The following is a 19,390-nucleotide window of genomic DNA, read 5'->3' as shown; positions in this document are numbered from 1 at the left end:
GGTCTGGCATCGGACATGACAATTTCTTTTGCCGTCCGCACTGATGTCTATGACTGGACAACGCAATTTCTTTTGCGGTCCGCACAGCGGACCCTACGGACAGGATTTGATTGCGAGTCCGTCGAGGATGCGTTCAACCGCTTCGGATTTGTTCAAGACGTAGAAGTGGATGCCCGGGACGCCTTTGTCCATGAGTTGCCGGCACTGCTGGATCGCGAAGTCGACGCCAATTTCGAACTGGGCCTCTTTGTCCTCCTGGGCAGCTTCGAGCTTCGAATACAGCTCCGGCGGGAAATCCGTACCGCACATCTTGACGATGCGTTGAATCCGCGAGAATTCGGTAATCGGCATGATCCCCGGCACCAGCGGGATGTTGATTCCCAGCTGCGCGGCTTTGTCCCGAAACCGGAAATAATGGTCATTCACAAAGAACAGCTGCGTGAAGACCGCATCGGCTCCGGCATCCACCTTGCGTTTCAGATTCGCCAGATCGATATCGTAGTCGGGGGCCTCCAGATGCTTTTCCGGGTACCCCGCAACGCCGATTCCTGTATCGGGATAATGCTTGCGGATCAGGCTGACCAGCTCATTCGCGTTCTTGAGTCCCCCTTCAACCGCCTTGAATTCCGTCTGGCCGACGGGAGGATCCCCTCGCAGGGCCATGATGTTCCGGATCCCCTGTGAGTGGACCAGCCGGAGCCACTCTTCCAGGTCTTCAACCGTCGATCCCACGCACGTGAAGTGAGCGGTCGCCACACTTCCAAAGCGATCCTGAATCGCCTGGCACAGTTCGATCGTCCGTGAGCGAGTGCTCCCCCCTGCCCCGTACGTGCAGGAGATGAACGCCGGTCGATGGACCTTCAGCTTCTCCAGATGCTCGAACAGCGACTCATCCCCCTGAGCGGTCTTGGGGGGAAAGATCTCGAAAGAGAGACCGAAGCCGCGGGCGTAGATGTCCTTGATACGCATAAGAGCAGGAGTTAGGAATTAGGAGTTCGGAATTAGTCGTTTAGCTGCAATCTCGAAGAGATGCGCCGTTACGGATCGCTCAACACCCTCACGCACCATCAATCAATTCGTAATACACGTTTCGCTGGCGCGGTGTGTATCCTGCATCGGAAATACAGCGTCGAATCTGTTCCAGCGAGAGATGAAAGGCCGTCCCCGCCTGCGACACGACGTTCTCTTCGATCATCAGGCTTCCCATGTCGTTGGCACCGAAGAACAGGGCCAGCTGACCGATCTTTTCTCCTTGTGTCACCCACGAGGACTGAATGTTCGGGATGTTGTCCAGATACAGCCGGGCGACCGCCTGAGTCTTCAGATATTCGAACGCTCCCGCTGGTGGCAGCTCAGACATATTGACGCCCCCTTTTCGGCCTGCCACCGCATCGCGGCCAAACCAGGGAGCCTCGTGAGGCGGCTGATGCGTCCAGCAGATGAATGCAGTGAACCCGCCGGTTTCATCCTGCTGAGCCCGGAGCCGATCCAGATGTTCGATCCGTTCTTCCAGCGTCTCGACATGCCCGAACATCATCGTGCAGGTGCTCTTGCCCCCAAGCTGATGCCAGACTTTGTTCACTTCCAACCAGCCGTCGGTCAGCACTTTTCCACGGGTGATCTGCGAGCGAACCCGGTCAACAAGGATCTCGCCTCCTCCTCCCGGCAGGCTCCCCAGCCCGGCGTCCATCAACCGCTTCAGCACGGTTTCCAGTGGCAACTTGCTCACCTTGTGAAAGTGCCACAGCTCCGGAGGACTGAAGCCATGCACGTTCACCTGCGGGAATTTCTTCTTCATTGACCGCAACAGGTCTTCGTACCACTCCAGTGGCAGTTGGGGATGAAGCCCCCCCTGCAGGAGAATCTGATCCCCACCCAGTTCGACCGTCTCCTGAATCTTCTGAAACAGAACCTCTTCGGTCAGGACGTACGCTTCAGCGTGTCCCACCGGTCGATAAAACGCGCAGAAGTCACAGACCGCAGCACAGACGTTGGAATAGTTGATATTCCGGTCGATGTTGTACGTCCGGTACGACTCCGGGTGGAGTCGCTGGGTGACCGCATGGGCAGCCCGGCCGAGTGCGGTCAGATCGTTGGATTTCAGGAGAGCGAGTCCATCTTCAGGAGTCAGCCGCTCACCGGCGACCGCTTTTTCGAGAATGGTGGCAACGCTGGGAAGTACTGTAGAAATCATGGGGAACTGGAATCTCTTAATTGAACGAACGTGTGCCGGCTGCACGCCCGCAACCTCAACATCGATCAAACCGTTTTCGACGCCTCAGGTTAACGTCTCGTCCGGCAAGAATCGAGACCAGAGAACAGCTGGCCGATTACGAAGACGAGAGCCGTTTTGGCGTTTTCATGAAGTCGGTCCGGATTCTCGCACTCGGAGAGTGCGAGATCCGAATGCCAACATCACAATCAACGTTGCCACCCCCCCCCACCAATCAGCAGACTCCGATCAAAACAAACTGAACCGCTCGCTGAAGACCTCCCTGGATAGCCGCAGGGCCGACTGCGGGATATCGTCGTGACTGCCGATCCCTCTTCATTTTCCGATCCTGCCCTGAGGACTCTCCATGAATTTTCTGCTGACCACAATCGGAAGTGCGGGGGACGTCTTTCCGATGGTCGGACTGGCGATCAAGCTGCGGGAACGGGGACACACGGTCACCCTCGCGACGAATGAGCATTTCGCACCGCTGGCCAGGAAGCACCAGATTCCTTTTGAGCCGCTGGGAACTCAGGAGCAGTACCTCTCAGCGATCCAGAATCCGGACCTGTGGCACCCGCAGAAAGCGTTCGCGCATGTTTTCTCCGTCTTCAAGACGGTCCTGGAAAAGCAGCACGCCCTGTTCATCGACTACGCCCAGCGAGGACCACTTGTAGGAATTTCCAGCTGCCTGGGGTTTGGAGCCCGCATGGCTCAGGAAACGCATGGAATCCCGCTGATCACCGTCCACCTGCAACCGGCCGTCATCTGGAGCGATCTCGTTCCACCGACCATCGCCAATCTGGTCGGCCCGCGCTGGTTCAAGAGCCTGGTCTTTCGATTCGGAGAGAAGTTCGCCGTCGACATGCTCGTCGGCCGGCATCTCAACCCCTGGCGGAAGCAGCTGGGACTTCCTCCAATCAGACAGACCATCCGCTGGTGGAACTCCCCCACCGGGGTGCTCTGTCTGTTCCCGGAATGGTACGCTGCCCCGCAGACCGACTGGCCACAGCCATTGATGCAGACCGATTTCCCGCTGTGGAATGAGGACTCGCTCCAGCCACTCCCCGACGATGTGGCCAGATTCCTCGACGCTGGCGATGCTCCCATCGTCTTCACGCCGGGCTCCGCGAACGTGCATGGTCAGTCATTCTTTGAGACTGCCGTAGAGACCTGCCGGTCATTGAAGAGACGCGGAATTCTCCTCACCCGGCATCCCGAGCAGATTCCCCGCCAGCTCCCCGATTCCGTCCGACATTTCAGCTATGTCCCGCTGGACTTACTCCTCTCCCGGTCGGCAGCGTTTGTTCACCATGGCGGGATTGGATCGACGTCGCAGGCTTTGCTGGCAGGCATCCCGCAGGTCGCCATGCCGCTGGCTCATGACCAGTTCGACAACGCTTCGAGAATCGAAAAGCTGAACGTCGGCAGAGGACTCCCCGTAAAGAAGTTCACCACGAAGAACTTGAGCAACGCCTTGAACGATCTGCTGACCTCACAAGCGGTCGCCGAGGCCTGCCGCCAGACCCAGAATCGACTGAAAGCGAGCAATGGACTCGAACAATCGGCGCTGGAGATTGAGGGTCTGTTATAGGGACGCATCAATCCGCTACGTCGACCGGATCAGATTCAACTATTTATAAGGCGGAGCCAAACACGTCTGCAGATTGACGGCGTCTCTGATCCGCATTTCATGAGAGAGGGGCATTCCAAAGGCGAACAACTCAGTGTTTGAACTTCCTTCTGCCAGCATTCGCCGCCATCTCGCCTGAGACTGGCGACCAGAGCGAATCTCACCAAAGAGTGGCGTTCCGGCGGCGATAAACACAGCTTTCGAAAGACAAATCTCCCTGAATCGCCGCCGCACTCCCCTGAGACAGGGGCTAGGTATTCTTGCGCCCGGCTTGAATCTGCCTGACGATCCCACGGACATCCTCCCCCTCAAACAACTCTCGCCGTTCTGACGTGTAGTCGCCGTGTCCAGTTCTGAACTGATTCAGAAATCGAATCGTATCCACGACGCCAATTTCCTTCAGCAAAACGCTCGTTGCGCGCTGATTGACGGACGACATGGGATGAACTTGCGCTGTCATTTCAACACCTCCTCCACCAGTTGGAGAATCGAGATGGACCGACAATTTAAATTGGATATGCCGGCGACTCGCTGCAAAAGTCTGTCGTCACATGTTCCAAAGTAATCTGCAGCAGAATCTGATGCGAGCGCTAATTGGAGCGCATCCATCGGGGAAATCCCCTTTTGTTCCAATGAAACTGCCAAAGCTTCGACCTGCGATGAAACTTCAAGACGTTCATCGGCCAGACCCAAAATCGACAATACGCCGGCCCGACGTTGATCATCAGGAATCCGGCCAATCTCGTATTCCAATGCCTCTGAACCAAGCAGTGTAAGTTCGCCGGACTGAACGGAAGTCAGCAAAACCAGCACGGCCTCGGATTCCACTCGAATGCGAGGTTGCATTTGATCGTCAAAGGGGCGTTGCAGGCATCAGCAATCAAGATAGATCCGCATCCCAATATTCTATCAGCGAAGTCCCGACAATTCTCCTGTATTAAGTGCCGCCCCGGTAATGCATGGCAATGTCAGCTGTCGGCTGAGACTCGCAGCGCGCCAACACGAAAAAGCCCCGGGCGATTTCACCCGGGGCTTTGATTCTCTGACTCGGTCACTCTCGACTCTGGACTATTCATCCGGAGAGAGGTCGGACAGTGATGGAACGTCGCCACTGGCGTGACCGCCGCCGTGGCTGCCGTTGCCGATCAGGCCGTCTTCCCCTTCGCTGAGCATTTCGCGACGGGCTGCCAGAATGCGGGCATGCTCTTCGCGAAGTTCCTGCTGAGCTTCGGGACGGATCCGGACTTCAGCACTCTGGTGCACCTTGAATCCGGTTCCTGCCGGGATCAAGTGACCCAGAATGACGTTTTCCTTGAGACCCACCAGACCGTCGGTCTTTCCAGCCAGGGCAGCTTCGGTGAGCACTTTCGTGGTTTCCTGGAAGCTGGCTGCCGAGATGAAGCTTTCGCTCTGCACGGCCGCCTTGGTGATCCCCAGCAGCTGAGTACTGGCACTGGCTGGACGAGGCTTGGTGAACTTGATCGGCTTCCCACCCGAGGCTTCGATCTGATCGTTGACCTCTTCGATGGTTTCCATCGGGACGATATCGTCGATCTGGAATTCGGTATCTCCCGGATCCGTCACGCGGACGCTGTCCTGCAGGCGGCGGTTCACACGGCGGAATTCCCATTTGTCGATGACCACACCGGGCAGCATGTCGGTATCGCCCACATCGTCCACCCGCACCTTGCGGAGCATCTGGGAGACGACCAGCTCGATGTGCTTGTCGTCGATTCCCACACGCTGGGCACGGTACACGTTCTGAATTTCGTGCAGCAGGTACTGGGAAACCGCTTCTTCCCCGCTGACACGCAGAATGTCATGCGGAACCAGCGGTCCACGCACCAGGGCGTCACCGGCTTTCACCAGATCGCCGGAGTGCACCAGCACGTGCTTACCGTGAGGAATGATGTGCTCGACATCGGTTCCGTCAGCACCGTGGATCAGGATCACGCGTTTACCGCGTTTCCGCTCAGCCACGTGCTCAACTTCGCCATCGATCTCGGCGATGATCGCCGGATCTTTCGGTTTACGGGCTTCGAACAGTTCGGTGACTCGCGGCAGACCCCCGGTAATATCCTGGGTACCGGCAGCTTCACGAGGCTGCTTGGCCAGAATTCCCCCTGCGGAAACCTGATCCCCTTCTTTCACTTCGAGGTTCGACCGTTCCGGGATGTAGTAGTAATCCAGGATCTTGCCGGTGCTGTCCTCGATGATGATCTGCGGATGCAGGTCACCCTTATGTTCGATGACAGTACGACGGACGTGTCCGCTGGCGTCCTTCTCGGACTTCACGGAGCGGCCTTCGATCAGGTCTTCGAACCGGATGCGTCCGCCGATTTCCGCCAGAATCGGGACAGCGTGTGGATCCCACTGGCAGAGCACCTGACCGGTGGCGATCGCTTCGTCTTCTTTGACCATCAGCACCGCACCGGCAGGAACGCTGTACTTCTCGAGTTCGCGATCCTTCGGGTCGATGATGATGATTTCCCCCTGCCGGGCCAGCACGACGGTCTGGCCTTCGGAGTTGACAACGCTGCGGATGCGGGCGAACTTCGCACGCCCTGCCTTGCGGGCTCGCAGGTCGGACTTCTCGACGTCGGACTGGGCAGCTCCACCGATGTGGAAGGTACGCATCGTGAGCTGTGTTCCCGGCTCACCGATACTCTGAGCTGCGATGATCCCCGCTGCGAGACCTTCTTCCACCAGCTGACCGGTGGAAAGGTCCATACCGTAGCAGAGCTTGCAGACACCCAGTTCGGCTTCGCAAGTCATCGGGCTGCGGACCTGGATGCGCTCCAGACCCATTTCCTCGATGCGGCGTGCGATGGCATGGGTGATCAGTTCGTCTTCGCGAACGATCACTTCATCGGTAATCGGGTCGACGATGTTGGTCCGGCTGACACGTCCGCGAATCGCGTCCGCCAGCGAGACTTCCACCTTTTCACCACGATACTGAGTTCCGCGGGTCACCCCCTTGGTCGTATGGCAATCGTCCATGGTGATCACGAGGTTCTGGCAGATGTCCGCCAGTTTACGCGTGAGGTACCCGGAGTCTGCCGTCTTCAACGCGGTATCGGCCAGTCCCTTACGGGCACCGTGTGTGGAGGAGAAGTACTCCAGCACGGTGAGACCTTCGCGGAAGTTGGACTTAATGGGCGTCTCGATGATTTCGCCGCTCGGCTTGGCCATCAGACCACGCATCCCTGCCAGCTGTCGGATCTGTTCCAGACCCCCTCGAGCACCCGAGTCTGCCATCAGGTAGATCGGGTTCACGTAAGCACCCTGTTCACGAATATCGTGCTCCAGGTCGCGTTTCATCGCCTCGGTAATGTCTTCGCGAGCGTGCGTCCAAATATCGATGACTTTGTTGTAACGCTCCTGTCCGGTGATCACACCGCGCTCGTACAGCTTCTGCTGCTTGAGCACTTCGGTCTCGGACTTGGCAATCACCGCTTCCTTGTTCGGAGCGACCACCAGGTCGGACGTTCCGAAGGAGAGACCGCTGCGGGTCGATTCCTGGAAACCGATCGCTTTCATCTTGTCGAGCAGTTCGATCGTCGAACGCTGTCCGAGCAGGAGATGGCAGTCAGAAATGACGTTCGCCAGGTCCTTGCTCTTCAGGGCCATGTTGTAGAACGGCATGGCTGGATCGAGGGTGTCGTTAAACACGACACGGCCGACCGAGGTTTCGATCAGGCTGCCAGGACGATAATTCTCCGCCCCTTCCCCTTTGACCTTCTTGTCCTTCGGCAGACGCACCTTGACGGTGGCATGTCGAGAGACCTTGCCCTGCTGATAAGCGGTCAGACACTCACGGGGAGATGCAAAGACCATCCCTTCCCCGGGCCGTCCGGCACGACGCAGGGTGCAGTAGTAGCAACCCATCACGATGTCCTGCGACGGAGAAATAATCGGGGCTCCGTTCGCCGGGCTGAAAATGTTGTTCGTCGACATCATCAGCGTGGTTGCTTCGACCTGGGCTTCGATCGACAGCGGCAGGTGGACTGCCATCTGGTCGCCGTCGAAGTCGGCGTTGAAGCCTTTGCAGACCAGCGGATGAACGCGGATCGCGTGTCCTTCCACCAGCACCGGCTCGAACGCCTGAATTCCCATACGGTGCAACGTCGGAGCACGGTTCAGAAGCACAGGATGATTCGTGATCACTTCGTCCAGAATATCCCAGACTTCTTCGTCACGACGCTCCAGCATACGCTTCGCGGACTTGATGGTATCGGCGTGGCCGAGTTCCTTCAGGCGGCGAATGATGAACGGCTGGAACAGTTCCAGCGCAATCTTCTTGGGCAGTCCGCACTGATGCAGATGCAGTTCCGGACCCACCACGATCACCGATCGCGCGGAGTAGTCGACGCGCTTACCCAGCAGGTTTTCGCGGAATCGACCCTGCTTACCTTTGATCATGTCGGTCAGCGATTTCAGCGGACGGTTCGAAGAACCGAGCACCGGTCGCTTGCAGCGGCCGTTGTCGAACAGAGCGTCGACAGACTGCTGCAGCATGCGCTTCTCGTTCCGCACGATCACTTCCGGAGCATTCAGGTCGACCAGCTTCTTGAGCCGGTTGTTCCGGTTGATGATGCGGCGATACAGATCGTTCAGGTCGCTGGTGGCGAAGTTGCCGGATTCCAGCATGACCAGCGGACGCAGGTCGGGCGGGATCACCGGCACGCAGTGCAGCACCATCCACTCGGGACGGTTGTCGCTGTCACGCAGTGCTTCGACGATCTTCAGACGCTTGATCAGGTCTTTCGTCTTCTGCTGGCTGCCGGTCTCCTTCAGCTCTTTGCGGAGCTTCGTGGACTCTTCCGCCAGGTTGAGACTGCTGAGCAGCGAGAAGACTGCCTCGGCCCCCATCTCGATCTTGAACTCAGACTCACCGTATTTTTCACGGGCGTCCCGAGCTTCATCTTCCGTCAGCAGCTGACAGCGACGCAGAGGAGTATCTCCCGGATCGGTGACAACGTATTCCTGGAAGTAGATCACCTTTTCCAGGCTGGTGGTCTTCATGCTGAGCAGGGCACCCAGGCGGCTGGGCATGCTCTTGAAGAACCAGATGTGGACGACCGGCGCGGCCAGTTCGATGTGGCCCATGCGCTTGCGGCGAACACGGCTGTGGGTGACTTTCACGCCGCAACGGTCGCAGATCATCCCTTTGTACTTCATCCCGCGGTACTTGCCGCAGGCGCATTCCCAGTCCTTTTCAGGCCCGAAAATCCGCTCGCAGAACAAGCCGTCGCGTTCCGGACGATAGGTTCGGTAGTTGATCGTTTCCGGCTTCTTGACTTCGCCGAAGGACCAGCTGCGAATGTCGTGGGGGCTCGCCAGAGAAATCTTGATGGCCCCGTAATCGTTCACGCGATCGTAAACACCTTCGCCAACGCTCACTAGAGACTCCTGAATGCTGAATTGAATGGACTAGGGTCGAGGGATTCGTGTCTAGGGATTCTGAGGGACGAGTGCTTCCCAGCTCTCGTCCCTCGTTTTCTCGACGATTCCTACCCGTGTGCTTTTTCGAGCTGCATGTTCAAACACAGCCCGCGGATTTCGTTGTTGAGCACGTCGAAGCTGGCCGGTGTTCCGGCTTCCAGCGTGTTCTCCCCCTTCACCATCGATTCGTAAATCTTGGTGCGGCCTTCCACGTCGTCGCTCTTCACGGTGAGCAGTTCCTGAAGGATGTATGCAGCACCGTATGCCTCGAGTGCCCACACTTCCATTTCCCCGAATCGCTGACCCCCGAACCGGGCTTTTCCACCCAGCGGCTGCTGAGTGATGAGCGAGTATGGTCCGGTTGCTCGTGCATGCACCTTGTCGTCCACCAGGTGATGGAGTTTGAGCATGTAGATGTAACCGACAGTTGTCTTCTGCTCGAACTTCTCACCCGTTCGACCGTCATGCAGCTGAATCTTGCCTTCCTGCGGCAACCCGGCTTCTTCCAGGCATTCGTGAATGGACTCTTCTGTGGCACCGTCGAACACCGGGCAGACGGCCCGGAATCCGAGTTTGGAAGCAGCCCAGCCCAGGTGGGTCTCGAGAATCTGCCCCACGTTCATACGGCTTGGCACCCCCAGCGGGTTCAGAATGATGTCGACCGGGGTACCGTCTTCCAGGTAAGGCATGTCTTCCACAGGCAGAACCTTGGAAATCACCCCTTTGTTTCCGTGGCGTCCGGCCATCTTGTCCCCGACCGAAATCTGACGCTTCGAGGAGACGTAGACCTTCACCATCTGCAGCACGCCGTTGGGAAGTTCATCCCCGCGCTTCATGCTGTTGAGCTTCTGGTCAGCTTCATCAATGACATCTTCAACGAACGGCCATTGATCCTTCATCAACTTGCGGAGATCCGCCTGCTTCTGAGGGCTGCGAATGTCCAGCTGATCCTGGCGATTGACGAATTCGCGGGCGTACTGGGCAATGGCTTTTGCGTCTTCCATCGTGCGGATTTCGACGCCATCGTCCGTGGTCAGGTGCTTTCCGAGAGCGCGTTCGAATTCAACAAGGAATTCCTGGAACTTCTCGGCGATCTTCTGATGCCCATCCTGCTCGACCTTCTTGAGCTGCTGGTCGAACTCCTTGCGTTCGCTTTCCGAGAGGCTCATACGACGCGAGAACTTCTCGGTGTGAATGACGATCCCTTCGACACCGCTGGGGACTTCCAGAGACTCGTTCTTCACGTCTTCCCCGGCCTTCCCGAAGATCGCATGCAGAAGCTTCTCTTCCGGGGTCAGTTCTGCTTTCGCCTTCGGAACGACTTTACCCACCAGGATGTCGCCCTGCTTCACGCGGGTTCCGACAGCCACGATTCCGCCTTCGTCCAGATGACGAAGTGCCTTCTCGCTGACGTTTGGAATATCCCGGGTGAATTCTTCCCGACCCAGCTTCGTTTCGCGGATTTCAACGTCGAACTCGTCGATGTGGATCGACGTATACACGTCATCCTTCACCAGACGCTCGGACAGAATGATCGCGTCTTCGAAGTTGAATCCTTCCCACGACATGAACGCCACCAGAACGTTCCGGCCCAAGGCCAGAATACCGTGTTCCGTCGCGGCACTATCCGCCAGAATCTCGTCCTTCTTCACTCGCTGGCCGAGTGAAACGATCGGCTTCTGATTCAGACAGGTACGCTCGTTCAGACCGGTGAACTTCCGCAGCGGGAATCGCTTCCCTTCAACTTCGATCACATTGGCGTCGACGTAGGTCACCTTTCCGGCGCGGTCCGAACGGACCACCATGCCGGAATACTTCGGAATCTCCATCTCCATTCCGGTGCCGACCAGCGGAGCTTCTGCCACCAGCAGAGGAACTCCCTGCCGCTGCATGTTCGAACCCATCAACGCACGGTTGGCGTCGTCGTGCTCGAGGAACGGAATGAGTGCTGCGGAAACACCGACCATCTGCTCGGGAGCCACGTCGATGTACTGAACGGCCTTGGCTTCCATCCAGTGCACGTCGTTCCGATACCGGGCGAGCACGCGCTCGTCGATGATCTTCCCTTTTTCCACTTTCGTGTCCGCAGGAGCCACGAAGACGTTGGCTTCTTCGTCTGCCCGCAGCCATTCGATCTCGTCGGTAACGCGCCCCTTATCCACTTTCCGGTAAGGAGTGATCAGGAACCCGTAATCATCCACCTTGGCAAAGATGCTCAAGCTGGAGATGAGACCGATGTTCGTACCTTCAGGGGTCTCAATCGGACAGATACGACCGTAGTGAGAAATGTGAACGTCGCGGACTTCGAAGCCGGCACGCTTCCGGTTCAAACCGCCAGGCCCCAGCGCACTCAAACGGCGTTCGTGAGTGATCATCGCCAGAGGATTAGTCTGGTCGACCACCTGAGAGAGTTCGCTTCGACCGAAGAAGTATTCAATCGCCGCGGAAACACTCTTCGGATTCACCAGAGTCCGCGGAGACATCTCTTCGACGTCTTTCAGGCTCATGCGTTCCTGCACGGTCCGGCGGAGCTTGAGAAATCCCTTGCGGATTTCATCCATCGCCAGTTCATCGATCGTCCGCAGACGGCGATTTCCCAGGTTATCGATGTCGTCCACGTACGCGGACTGATCCCCTTCACGCAGTCGGACCAGATAGCGAACAGCATTGACGATGTCTTCAGCACGCAGCGTCATTTCATCGTCTGGAATGTCCTGATCGAACTTCCGATTGATACGGAAGCGGCCGACCCGTCCCAGCCGATAACGATTCACGTCCGAGAACTTCTCCCGGAAGAGATCCATCGCTTTTTCCAGCGCGGGCGGATTGCCCGGACGCAGACGCTGATAGATCTTCAGCAAGGCTTCTTCATGACTGCAGGTGCCGTCTTCCATGACGCTGTTGAGCATCAGGTGATCGGTCACTTCTTCAATCAACTGCACTTTCTTAATGCCGGCTTCTGCAATCTCCGCAGCCAGATTCGCAGCAATCACGTGCCCGCAACCGCAGATGATCTCTCCCACCCGGTCACCGGAAGGATACACGATGTCTTCAGCGGCATACTTCCCGGCAAGGCTGGAGCCGTCGCTTCCGACTTTGGCTTCTTTAACATCGTAAAAGAGCTTCAGCAGACTGGTGTCTCCGCTGTAGTCGGGACTCATTGCCCGCAGCAGCGTCATCGCCGAGAAGCGTCCGCTCTGATCGATCCGGACACCCAGGGTATCCTTCTTCGAAATCATGAACTCGATCCAGCTGCCGCGTTCTGGAATCACGCGGCAGGAGAACGTTTTCCGTTCGCCGGGTTCTGCGGAAACCACGAAGTCGACACCAGGCGAGCGGTGCAGCTGGCTGACGATCACGCGCTCAGCACCATTGATGATGAACTCACCGCCGCCGATCATGATCGGCATGTCGCCGAGATAGACTTCTTCTTCGATCGGCTGCTCTTTCATGAGCTTGAGCGTCACGCGAAACGGACGACCGTAGGTCAGCCGCAACTGCCGGCATTCCGTATGGGAATAGCGGGGCTTGCCGAGCTCGTACTTCACGTATTCGAGCTTGTACTGCCCGTCGTAGCTCTCCACCGGAAACACTTCGCGAAGAATGGCTTCCAGACCTTCATCACGACGTTCTTCCGGCTTGCGCTCCAGCTGCAGAAACCGACGATAGGATTCAGTCTGAATCCGAGTCAGATCGGACAGCTCATGATTCGCTTCAATTTTTCCAAAGTGCCGGACAGACGTAACAGGAAGGATTCGCTGATTCGGAATTGGCATTCGAGGATCTTTATTTTTCGCGCGAGGAAAACAACAACAGATTGAACACAAAAAGCGAGGCCGGAAAACCAGAACGCCTCACGAAATCAGACCGCCCCACCGAAGAGCACTCTGCTGCAGAATCCCAGACAGACATCTCTGGAAACGCCTTCCGTCAACACGCTGCCGAACTCGGCCGGCTGAAACGGAGTATTGACACTGGCGATAACGCACAAGCGGCCCCGAGCTCCAACCTGAGCCACAGGACACATTGAACAGCAAGCCCACGATTGATGGCATCGAAAACAGCCCCACCAACCCGGACCCCCTTCCGGAAAACAGCGAACGCAGATCCGACGACTGCTGCCGACCGGACATCCGCTTCACAATAAAAGATGACCCAACGCCCAGACTCTCAGCCAATAGCCAAGTCGACACAGGACGTCGGCACTGAAAAAAACCACATCGCCAAGCGATCAATGCCATTTCCTTGGAGAAAATTCCGCAGGCTTGCACCCGCTTACGTTAGCAGTCTCAGGAAAAAAAGCAACCGTTCGGCACGAGCAATGCTGAAAGTCGCAGTTTCATGGCCATAAATAGACAGCGGGAGACATCTGTCTCCCGTGAAAACCCGCACCGTGCAAGGCCGTTCCTGCCAAGCTGACCACTCACCGGACTTCAAACAATCAGGGCGAAGTCCCATTTTCAGACACTTCGCCCTGAGATCTCCAAACGAGACTACTTCAGTTCAACAGAACCGCCAGCGTCTTCGATTTCCTTCTTGATCTTGTCGGCGTCTTCCTTCGAAGCACCCTGCTTGAGGGGCTTCGGAGCGCCTTCGACCAGATCCTTGGCTTCTTTTAGACCCAGACCGGTGATGCTGCGGACAGCCTTGATCACGTTGATCTTGTTGTCGCCGAACTTGGTCAGGATGACGTCAAATTCGGTCTTCTCTTCAGCCGGAGCTGCAGCAGCACCGCCGCCAGCTGCCGGTGCAGCCACGACCACGCCGCCGCCGGCGGGCTCGATGCCATGCACTTCTTTCAGATAATCGGCCAGGGCTTTGGCCTGCAGCAATGTCAGACCAACGAGCTTGTCGCCCATTTCCTTGGTGCTGGCATCAAACGACTTTTCGGCAACTTCTGACATTCCCAATTCTCCAAAACTAAATCGCCGGCGATGACCGACCGGCTCGGTTGAGTGAATATCTCTGACAGGCCGGATTGTGAAATCAACCGCAGCTCACAGAGTCGGCTCGTACCAAGTCAACACAGGACCTGCCACGGGCTGTCAAACTCGGCCGCTTCACTCGGCCGAACCGGGACGCTACGCCGCGTCGCCGCCTTCTTCTTTTTCTTCCGACATTGCCTTGAGTGCTCCGGAGATCTTTCCTCCAGGCCCCAACAGTGCTCCCGCCAGCCGAGCCCCCGGGCTGAGCAACAGACCAGAAATCTGGCCAATGAGCTCCAACCGGCTCGGCCCTTTGGAAATGCTGTCGACAGCTTCAGAGGAAACTCCCTCGCCGTCGACAACACCACCCTTGATCGACATTTTGTCGATCTTCTTCGCCCACTCGCTCATCTCGCGAGACAGACTGACAATATCTTCTCCGCCCCACACCAGAGTCGAAGGACCGTTCAGGATTTCATCAACCGAATGAAACCCGGATTCCTTCAACGCCAGACGGGCCAGACTGTTTTTCACGCCCAGAAGAGTCAGCCCCTTCTTGGCCAGATCCAGTCGCAGCTGATTCTGCGAAAACGCGGTCATCTGCGAGACATCCAGGACAAGCAGATCCTTACGATCACCGAGCCCGGAACGAATGTCCCGAATGATCATCTCTTTGACTGGCTTACTCATGTTTCTGAACTCAATCTAAAACAACAAACACAGCTGAATGAAACAGGATTGCCCGGGCCAGACCCGACTCGTCAGAAAATCACACCAGACGAAGCAATCAAGACGAAACCGGCACCCTGCCACTACGCAGCTGCGATCTGAATTCCGGGCATCTGCGTTGCCGTCACAGTCACCGACCGAACGTACTGACCGCGTGCCGCCTGAGGCTTCAACTGCTGAATCAGCTGCAGCAAGGCCTGAATATTCTCCGTCAGATTCTGCTCACTGAAGGACATCTTCCCGACAACGCAATGAACATTCCCGCCATCGTCGCACCGGAATTCGACTTTACCGGCCTTGTACTCTTTGACGGCGGTCGCGACATCCTGAGTCACGGTGCCAGCCTTCGGAGACGGCATCAGGCCACGCGGTCCAAGCAACTTACCGAGAGGACCGACAACGCCCATCATGTCCGGAGTTGCAATCGCAACGTCGAAGTCAAGCCAGCCATCCTTGATCTTGTCGGCGAGTTCTTTGCCGCCAGCAAAGTCAGCTCCCGCTTCGGTTGCCTTGGCAACATTCTGATCTTTACAGAACACCAGCACCCGCTGTGTCTTTCCAATTCCGTGCGGCAGAACGATGCTTCCACGAACAATCTGGTCAGCATGCTTTGGATCCACACCCAGGCGGACCGCAATCGCGACAGACTGATCGAACTTGCAGGGCTTCACCCCTTTGGGAAGGCTGGATTCCAACCCTTTGAGCGCAGACACGGCAGCAGCGACCGGCAAAACACCCAGCTTCTGAACCGCTTCACCAAGAGCCTTCTGCCGCTTGGAAATTTTCATGACTCAATCTTTCAACTAATCCGCACAACGACTCGATAAATCCAACCGGCCGGCAGGCTCACCGCCCAGGACGAGGCCTTAGTCTACAATTGCAATGCCCATGCTGCGGGCAGTCCCAGCGATCACCTTGACAGCCTGTTCAACGCTGGAAGAATTCAGATCCTGAAACTTCTTCTGAGCGATCTCGCGAACCTGCGCCTGAGTGACCACCCCCACCTTTTCAGTACGGGGATTGGAAGCACCCTTGGCAACCTGAGCTGCCTGCTTGAGCAACACGGCCGCCGGCGGAGTCTTCAACACGAAGTCGAATGAACGGTCATTGTAAACCGTAATAATCACGGGGATGGTTGTCCCCGCCATATCACGCGTCCGCTCATTGAACTGCTGAACGAACTGACCGATATTCACCCCTTGAGGGCCCAGCGCGGTACCAACTGGAGGAGCTGGCGTGGCCTGCCCTCCGGTAATCTGAACCTTAATAACCGCGTTGACTACTTTTTTCTTACCCATCACCTAATCCAATCAGAGGCGCCCAACAGACCGGGCACAAATCAAAATGAACCCCAATAGGGCCGCACCCCGGACTTTGCCGACAGCGCCACCTGAAAACTAAACCTTCTCCACCTGCCAATGTTCGAGCTCGACCTCAGTGGGACGACCAAAGATCTCAATGATCACCTTGACCTTGCCCGTGGTTTCATCCACTGAATCGATTGCACCTTCAAAGCTCTCAAAGGCGCCCTCTTTCACCTTGACGTGATCGCCCACGCCAACCTCAAACTTCACAACCGCCCGGATCGTCTTTTCCGCCGCAACACCTTTGGCAGCACCAGCGGCCTCAACTTCAACATCCAGCCCCAGCCACCGCCGAACTTCTTTATCTTCCATCGGGATCGGCTTGCCCGCCGCCCCTGTGAAGTCCCCCACGCCACTTGTCGAACGAACCAGATGCCAGCTCTCGTCACTGAGCTCCATCTGAATCATCATGTAACCGGGAAGCAACTTCTGCTCACGAACACGACGCCCACCCCCCTTGGTCTCAACGACCTTTTCCGTAGGAATGAACACCTGCCCGAAACTTTCTTCCATCCCCTCCATGCGCACACGGCGGAGAATCGAATCCCGAATTGAACGTTCACGATTACTCTGAACCTTCAACACGAACCACTGCATATTGGGGTTGTCCCCCCCAGCCATGGTCTTCGTCCCATCCTTTTGAAAGACAACGGCTTGTGCCGATGAAGCTTTCTTGGATCCGGATTTATTTCGTTCATCATCCATGGGCGAGCCACGTATCTTTGTGAATCACTCGTTTTTTTTCAAGCGACCCGTAGAACAAACGTGCGAATTGACGCTCGTTTGCGTCGGACTGATCGGCAAACATCGTGATCAGAATTCCTTCAGGTCGTGACAGCCGACCCATCCAGAAAGCCAATCATCATGAACAACTGCTGCCAGAAGACATCACACATAAACAAATAGGCACCTAGGAAGAACATCAGCACGACCACAACTGCTGTGGCCCGCTTCAGATATTCCATACTCGCCCAGGAAACCTTGTCCATTTCCGCTTCCACGGAAATGAGGAAGTTTGCAAACGGTGGCCAGTTCACCAGCCGAAAACCCAGCCAGCAACCGGTCAGCCCCAGGAGGACCGGCAAGCCCAGACGAACCAGGCTTCCAGGCAGGTCGACACCACTGCTGGTTCCCGGAAACCGCAACGTGAATGTGTTACCGACATCCAGCAGCACCGTCGCATGCAGCCGCCACGCCATTGCAACGAAAATCGCTGCAACAGCCAGTCCCGTGACTTGACGAACAACCCGCCCCTGGCGCGGCTTGAACAGCCGACCCTGGAACAGCTCTCCCATCAACGAGGCTTCTGCTTTTGCCTTTGCCATCCGAGGCAGTCCCCTTTTTCCAATGGCTTAACCCGCAATCCTGCGGGAACAAATCCAACACGGGCGGAGGGACTTGAACCCCCAACCTGCGGATTTGGAATCCGCTGCTCTGCCAATTGAGCTACACCCGTAACAGAGGAGATAGGAATTAGGATTCAGAAATTTGCCGCCAATCCTGCAAATTCCCAGATCCTAACTCCTAACTCCTATTTCCTTATTTTTTCCGTGACTCTTTATGCAACGTGTGCTTCCGGAGCTTCGGACAATACTTCATCAGCTCCAGACGCTCCGTTCCGCGCATTTCTTTGGGAACACGATAATTTCTGGAACCGCTCTCAGTGCACTCGAGCCAGACGTATTCGCGAGCCATTCCTATTCCCTTGTTAAATGGCAAGAGCCGGCACCACGTTTGATCGAGATGCCGGATCTGCCCTGAAATCTACATTTCACTTCCACACTCGCAGCAGTTGAGAAATCACGCTGCCGGAGTCATCAGCGACAAATTACTGAAGAATCTTGGTCACGATTCCGGAACCGACAGTACGGCCCCCTTCGCGAATTGCGAAGCGGCTTCCGTCCACCAGTGCCACAGGCTTGCCCATTTCAACTTCCAGAGCGACGTTATCGCCAGGCATACACATTTCGGCGTCGCCCAGCAGCTTGACCGCACCGGTCACGTCAGTGGTCCGGAAGTAGAACTGCGGACGGTATCCGCTGAAGAACGGAGTCTTACGACCCCCTTCTTCCTTGCTCAGCACGTACACTTCAGCTTCGAACTTGGTGTGCGGCTTAATGCTGTTGGGAGCCGCCAGAACCTGGCCGCGCTCCACGTCTTCTTTCTTCGTACCGCGGAGCAGAATCCCGACGTTGTCGCCGGCAACCCCTTCGTCCATCAGCTTGCGGAACATTTCGACGCCGGTACAGGTCGTTTCCTGCATATCACGCAGACCGATGATCTGAACCTTGTCGCCGACCTTGACCTTGCCGCGCTCGATACGACCGGTCACCACGGTTCCACGACCTTCGATCGAGAACACGTCTTCGATCGCCATCATGAACGGCTTGTCGATTTCGCGAGCTGGCTCGGGAATATCGGCGTCCAGAGCGTCCATCAGCTTGCCGATGCAGGCACTCTTTTCCGGATCAGCCGGGTTGTCCAGTGCTGGCTTGGCAGAACCGCGGATGATGGTGACATCGTCCCCGGGGAAGCCGTTCTTGTTCAGCAGGTCACGAACTTCCATCTCAACCAGTTCGAGCAACTCTTCGTCGTCGACCAGGTCGCACTTGTTCAGGAAGACGACCAGAGCAGGCACGTTCACCTGGCGAGCCAGCAGAATGTGCTCGCGAGTCTGAGGCATCGGGCCGTCAGCTGCGGAAACCACCAGGATCGCGCCGTCCATCTGAGCGGCACCGGTGATCATATTCTTAATATAGTCGGCGTGCCCCGGGCAGTCGATGTGAGCGTAGTGACGCTTCGGCGACTCGTACTCCACGTGAGACACAGCGATGGTCACCGTCTTGGTTTCGTCGCGGACGGTTCCGCCTTTTGCCACTTCGGAGTAAGCGATCGGCTTGGCCAGACCCTTTGCACCCTGAACCGCGAGAATAGAAGCCGTCAAGGTTGTCTTACCGTGGTCGATGTGACCAATAGTACCCACGTTGACGTGCGGTTTTGTCCTTTGAAATTGTTCCTTCGCCATGACTAGCGCTCCAAAACTCCCAGTGACTTCGATCTATATACTTCCGTGCGGCCATGC

Annotated in this window: 14 protein-coding genes and 1 tRNA gene; 1 reads left to right on the top strand and 14 read right to left on the bottom strand. The window is 56.8% G+C overall.

All coding sequences use genetic code 11. The features are described from left to right. Positions 1-93 precede the first annotated feature (93 nt). Entirely contained in the window at positions 94-969 is an 876-nt protein-coding gene (gene metF / locus SH661x_RS05965) for a methylenetetrahydrofolate reductase [NAD(P)H] (protein ID WP_437228980.1), read from the bottom strand. Between the two features lie 88 nt (positions 970-1,057). Then, the gene (gene mqnC / locus SH661x_RS05960; protein ID WP_437228978.1) at positions 1,058-2,194 is read right to left on the bottom strand and encodes a cyclic dehypoxanthinyl futalosine synthase; all 1,137 of its coding nucleotides are present in this window, start codon (positions 2,192-2,194) and stop codon (positions 1,058-1,060) included. 385 nt (positions 2,195-2,579) lie between these two features. Between mqnC and SH661x_RS05955 the strand changes: the two genes are divergently transcribed. Further along, complete coding sequence (locus SH661x_RS05955; RefSeq protein WP_437228976.1) at positions 2,580-3,806, top strand: glycosyltransferase; 1,227 nt, start codon at positions 2,580-2,582, stop codon at positions 3,804-3,806. A 495-nt stretch (positions 3,807-4,301) separates the two neighbouring features. On the opposite strand, the gene SH661x_RS05950 is transcribed toward SH661x_RS05955, so the two are convergent. The 12 genes from SH661x_RS05950 to tuf all read right to left on the bottom strand — a co-directional run bounded on the left by SH661x_RS05950 (position 4,302) and on the right by tuf (position 19,333). Next, the gene (locus SH661x_RS05950) at positions 4,302-4,658 is read right to left on the bottom strand and encodes a hypothetical protein (RefSeq protein WP_437228974.1); all 357 of its coding nucleotides are present in this window, start codon (positions 4,656-4,658) and stop codon (positions 4,302-4,304) included. A 255-nt stretch (positions 4,659-4,913) separates the two neighbouring features. Beyond that, on the bottom strand, positions 4,914-9,248 hold the full coding sequence (gene rpoC / locus SH661x_RS05945) for a DNA-directed RNA polymerase subunit beta' (RefSeq protein WP_437228972.1): 4,335 nt from the start codon (positions 9,246-9,248) through the stop codon (positions 4,914-4,916). A 110-nt stretch (positions 9,249-9,358) separates the two neighbouring features. Further along, positions 9,359-13,066 (bottom strand): DNA-directed RNA polymerase subunit beta, encoded by a 3,708-nt coding sequence (rpoB, locus tag SH661x_RS05940; RefSeq protein WP_437228970.1) that lies wholly within the window; start codon positions 13,064-13,066, stop codon positions 9,359-9,361. Positions 13,067-13,783: 717 nt separating this feature from the next. Next, a complete protein-coding gene (gene rplL, locus SH661x_RS05935) occupies positions 13,784-14,194 on the bottom strand; it encodes a 50S ribosomal protein L7/L12 (RefSeq protein ID WP_437228968.1) in 411 nt (136 codons plus the stop codon). Between the two features lie 177 nt (positions 14,195-14,371). Next, positions 14,372-14,905, bottom strand: a complete 534-nt coding sequence (rplJ, locus tag SH661x_RS05930) for a 50S ribosomal protein L10 (protein ID WP_437228966.1) — start codon at positions 14,903-14,905, stop codon at positions 14,372-14,374. A gap of 122 nt (positions 14,906-15,027) precedes the next feature. Then, positions 15,028-15,732, bottom strand: a complete 705-nt coding sequence (rplA, locus tag SH661x_RS05925) for a 50S ribosomal protein L1 (protein ID WP_437228964.1) — start codon at positions 15,730-15,732, stop codon at positions 15,028-15,030. Between the two features lie 78 nt (positions 15,733-15,810). Continuing rightward, a complete protein-coding gene (gene rplK, locus SH661x_RS05920) occupies positions 15,811-16,242 on the bottom strand; it encodes a 50S ribosomal protein L11 (protein WP_437228962.1) in 432 nt (143 codons plus the stop codon). A gap of 99 nt (positions 16,243-16,341) precedes the next feature. Then, on the bottom strand, positions 16,342-16,905 hold the full coding sequence (nusG, locus tag SH661x_RS05915) for a transcription termination/antitermination protein NusG (protein ID WP_437231173.1): 564 nt from the start codon (positions 16,903-16,905) through the stop codon (positions 16,342-16,344). Between the two features lie 227 nt (positions 16,906-17,132). Next, entirely contained in the window at positions 17,133-17,633 is a 501-nt protein-coding gene (gene secE / locus SH661x_RS05910) for a preprotein translocase subunit SecE (RefSeq protein ID WP_437228960.1), read from the bottom strand. Positions 17,634-17,691: 58 nt separating this feature from the next. Then, positions 17,692-17,764 (bottom strand) — tRNA-Trp (locus SH661x_RS05905). 83 nt (positions 17,765-17,847) lie between these two features. Next, positions 17,848-18,003, bottom strand: coding sequence for a 50S ribosomal protein L33 (gene rpmG, locus SH661x_RS05900; RefSeq protein ID WP_092047300.1), 156 nt, complete (start codon positions 18,001-18,003; stop codon positions 17,848-17,850). Between the two features lie 133 nt (positions 18,004-18,136). Next, positions 18,137-19,333, bottom strand: coding sequence for an elongation factor Tu (tuf, locus tag SH661x_RS05895; RefSeq protein ID WP_437228958.1), 1,197 nt, complete (start codon positions 19,331-19,333; stop codon positions 18,137-18,139). Positions 19,334-19,390 lie beyond the last annotated feature (57 nt).

Origin of the sequence: Planctomicrobium stercoris (assembly GCF_051465655.1) — a bacterium.
In the GTDB taxonomy this organism is placed as follows: domain Bacteria; phylum Planctomycetota; class Planctomycetia; order Planctomycetales; family Planctomycetaceae; genus Planctomicrobium.
Note: the sequence above shows the minus strand (reverse complement) of the source record. Positions and strands in the feature narration are given on the sequence as shown.

Excerpts from the sequence above, each read along its gene's own strand:
- rpmG (WP_092047300.1), bottom strand. The coding sequence starts at position 18,003 with ATGGCTCGCGAATACGTCTGGCTCGAGTGCACTGAGAGCGGTTCCAGA.
- rplJ (WP_437228966.1), bottom strand. The coding sequence starts at position 14,905 with ATGAGTAAGCCAGTCAAAGAGATGATCATTCGGGACATTCGTTCCGGG.
- nusG (WP_437231173.1), bottom strand. The coding sequence starts at position 16,905 with ATGCAGTGGTTCGTGTTGAAGGTTCAGAGTAATCGTGAACGTTCAATT.
- rplK (WP_437228962.1), bottom strand. The coding sequence starts at position 16,242 with ATGGGTAAGAAAAAAGTAGTCAACGCGGTTATTAAGGTTCAGATTACC.
- tuf (WP_437228958.1), bottom strand. The coding sequence starts at position 19,333 with ATGGCGAAGGAACAATTTCAAAGGACAAAACCGCACGTCAACGTGGGT.
- rplA (WP_437228964.1), bottom strand. The coding sequence starts at position 15,732 with ATGAAAATTTCCAAGCGGCAGAAGGCTCTTGGTGAAGCGGTTCAGAAG.
- secE (WP_437228960.1), bottom strand. The coding sequence starts at position 17,633 with ATGGCAAAGGCAAAAGCAGAAGCCTCGTTGATGGGAGAGCTGTTCCAG.
- SH661x_RS05955 (WP_437228976.1), top strand. The coding sequence starts at position 2,580 with ATGAATTTTCTGCTGACCACAATCGGAAGTGCGGGGGACGTCTTTCCG.
- rpoB (WP_437228970.1), bottom strand. The coding sequence starts at position 13,066 with ATGCCAATTCCGAATCAGCGAATCCTTCCTGTTACGTCTGTCCGGCAC.
- metF (WP_437228980.1), bottom strand. The coding sequence starts at position 969 with ATGCGTATCAAGGACATCTACGCCCGCGGCTTCGGTCTCTCTTTCGAG.
- rplL (WP_437228968.1), bottom strand. The coding sequence starts at position 14,194 with ATGTCAGAAGTTGCCGAAAAGTCGTTTGATGCCAGCACCAAGGAAATG.
- mqnC (WP_437228978.1), bottom strand. The coding sequence starts at position 2,194 with ATGATTTCTACAGTACTTCCCAGCGTTGCCACCATTCTCGAAAAAGCG.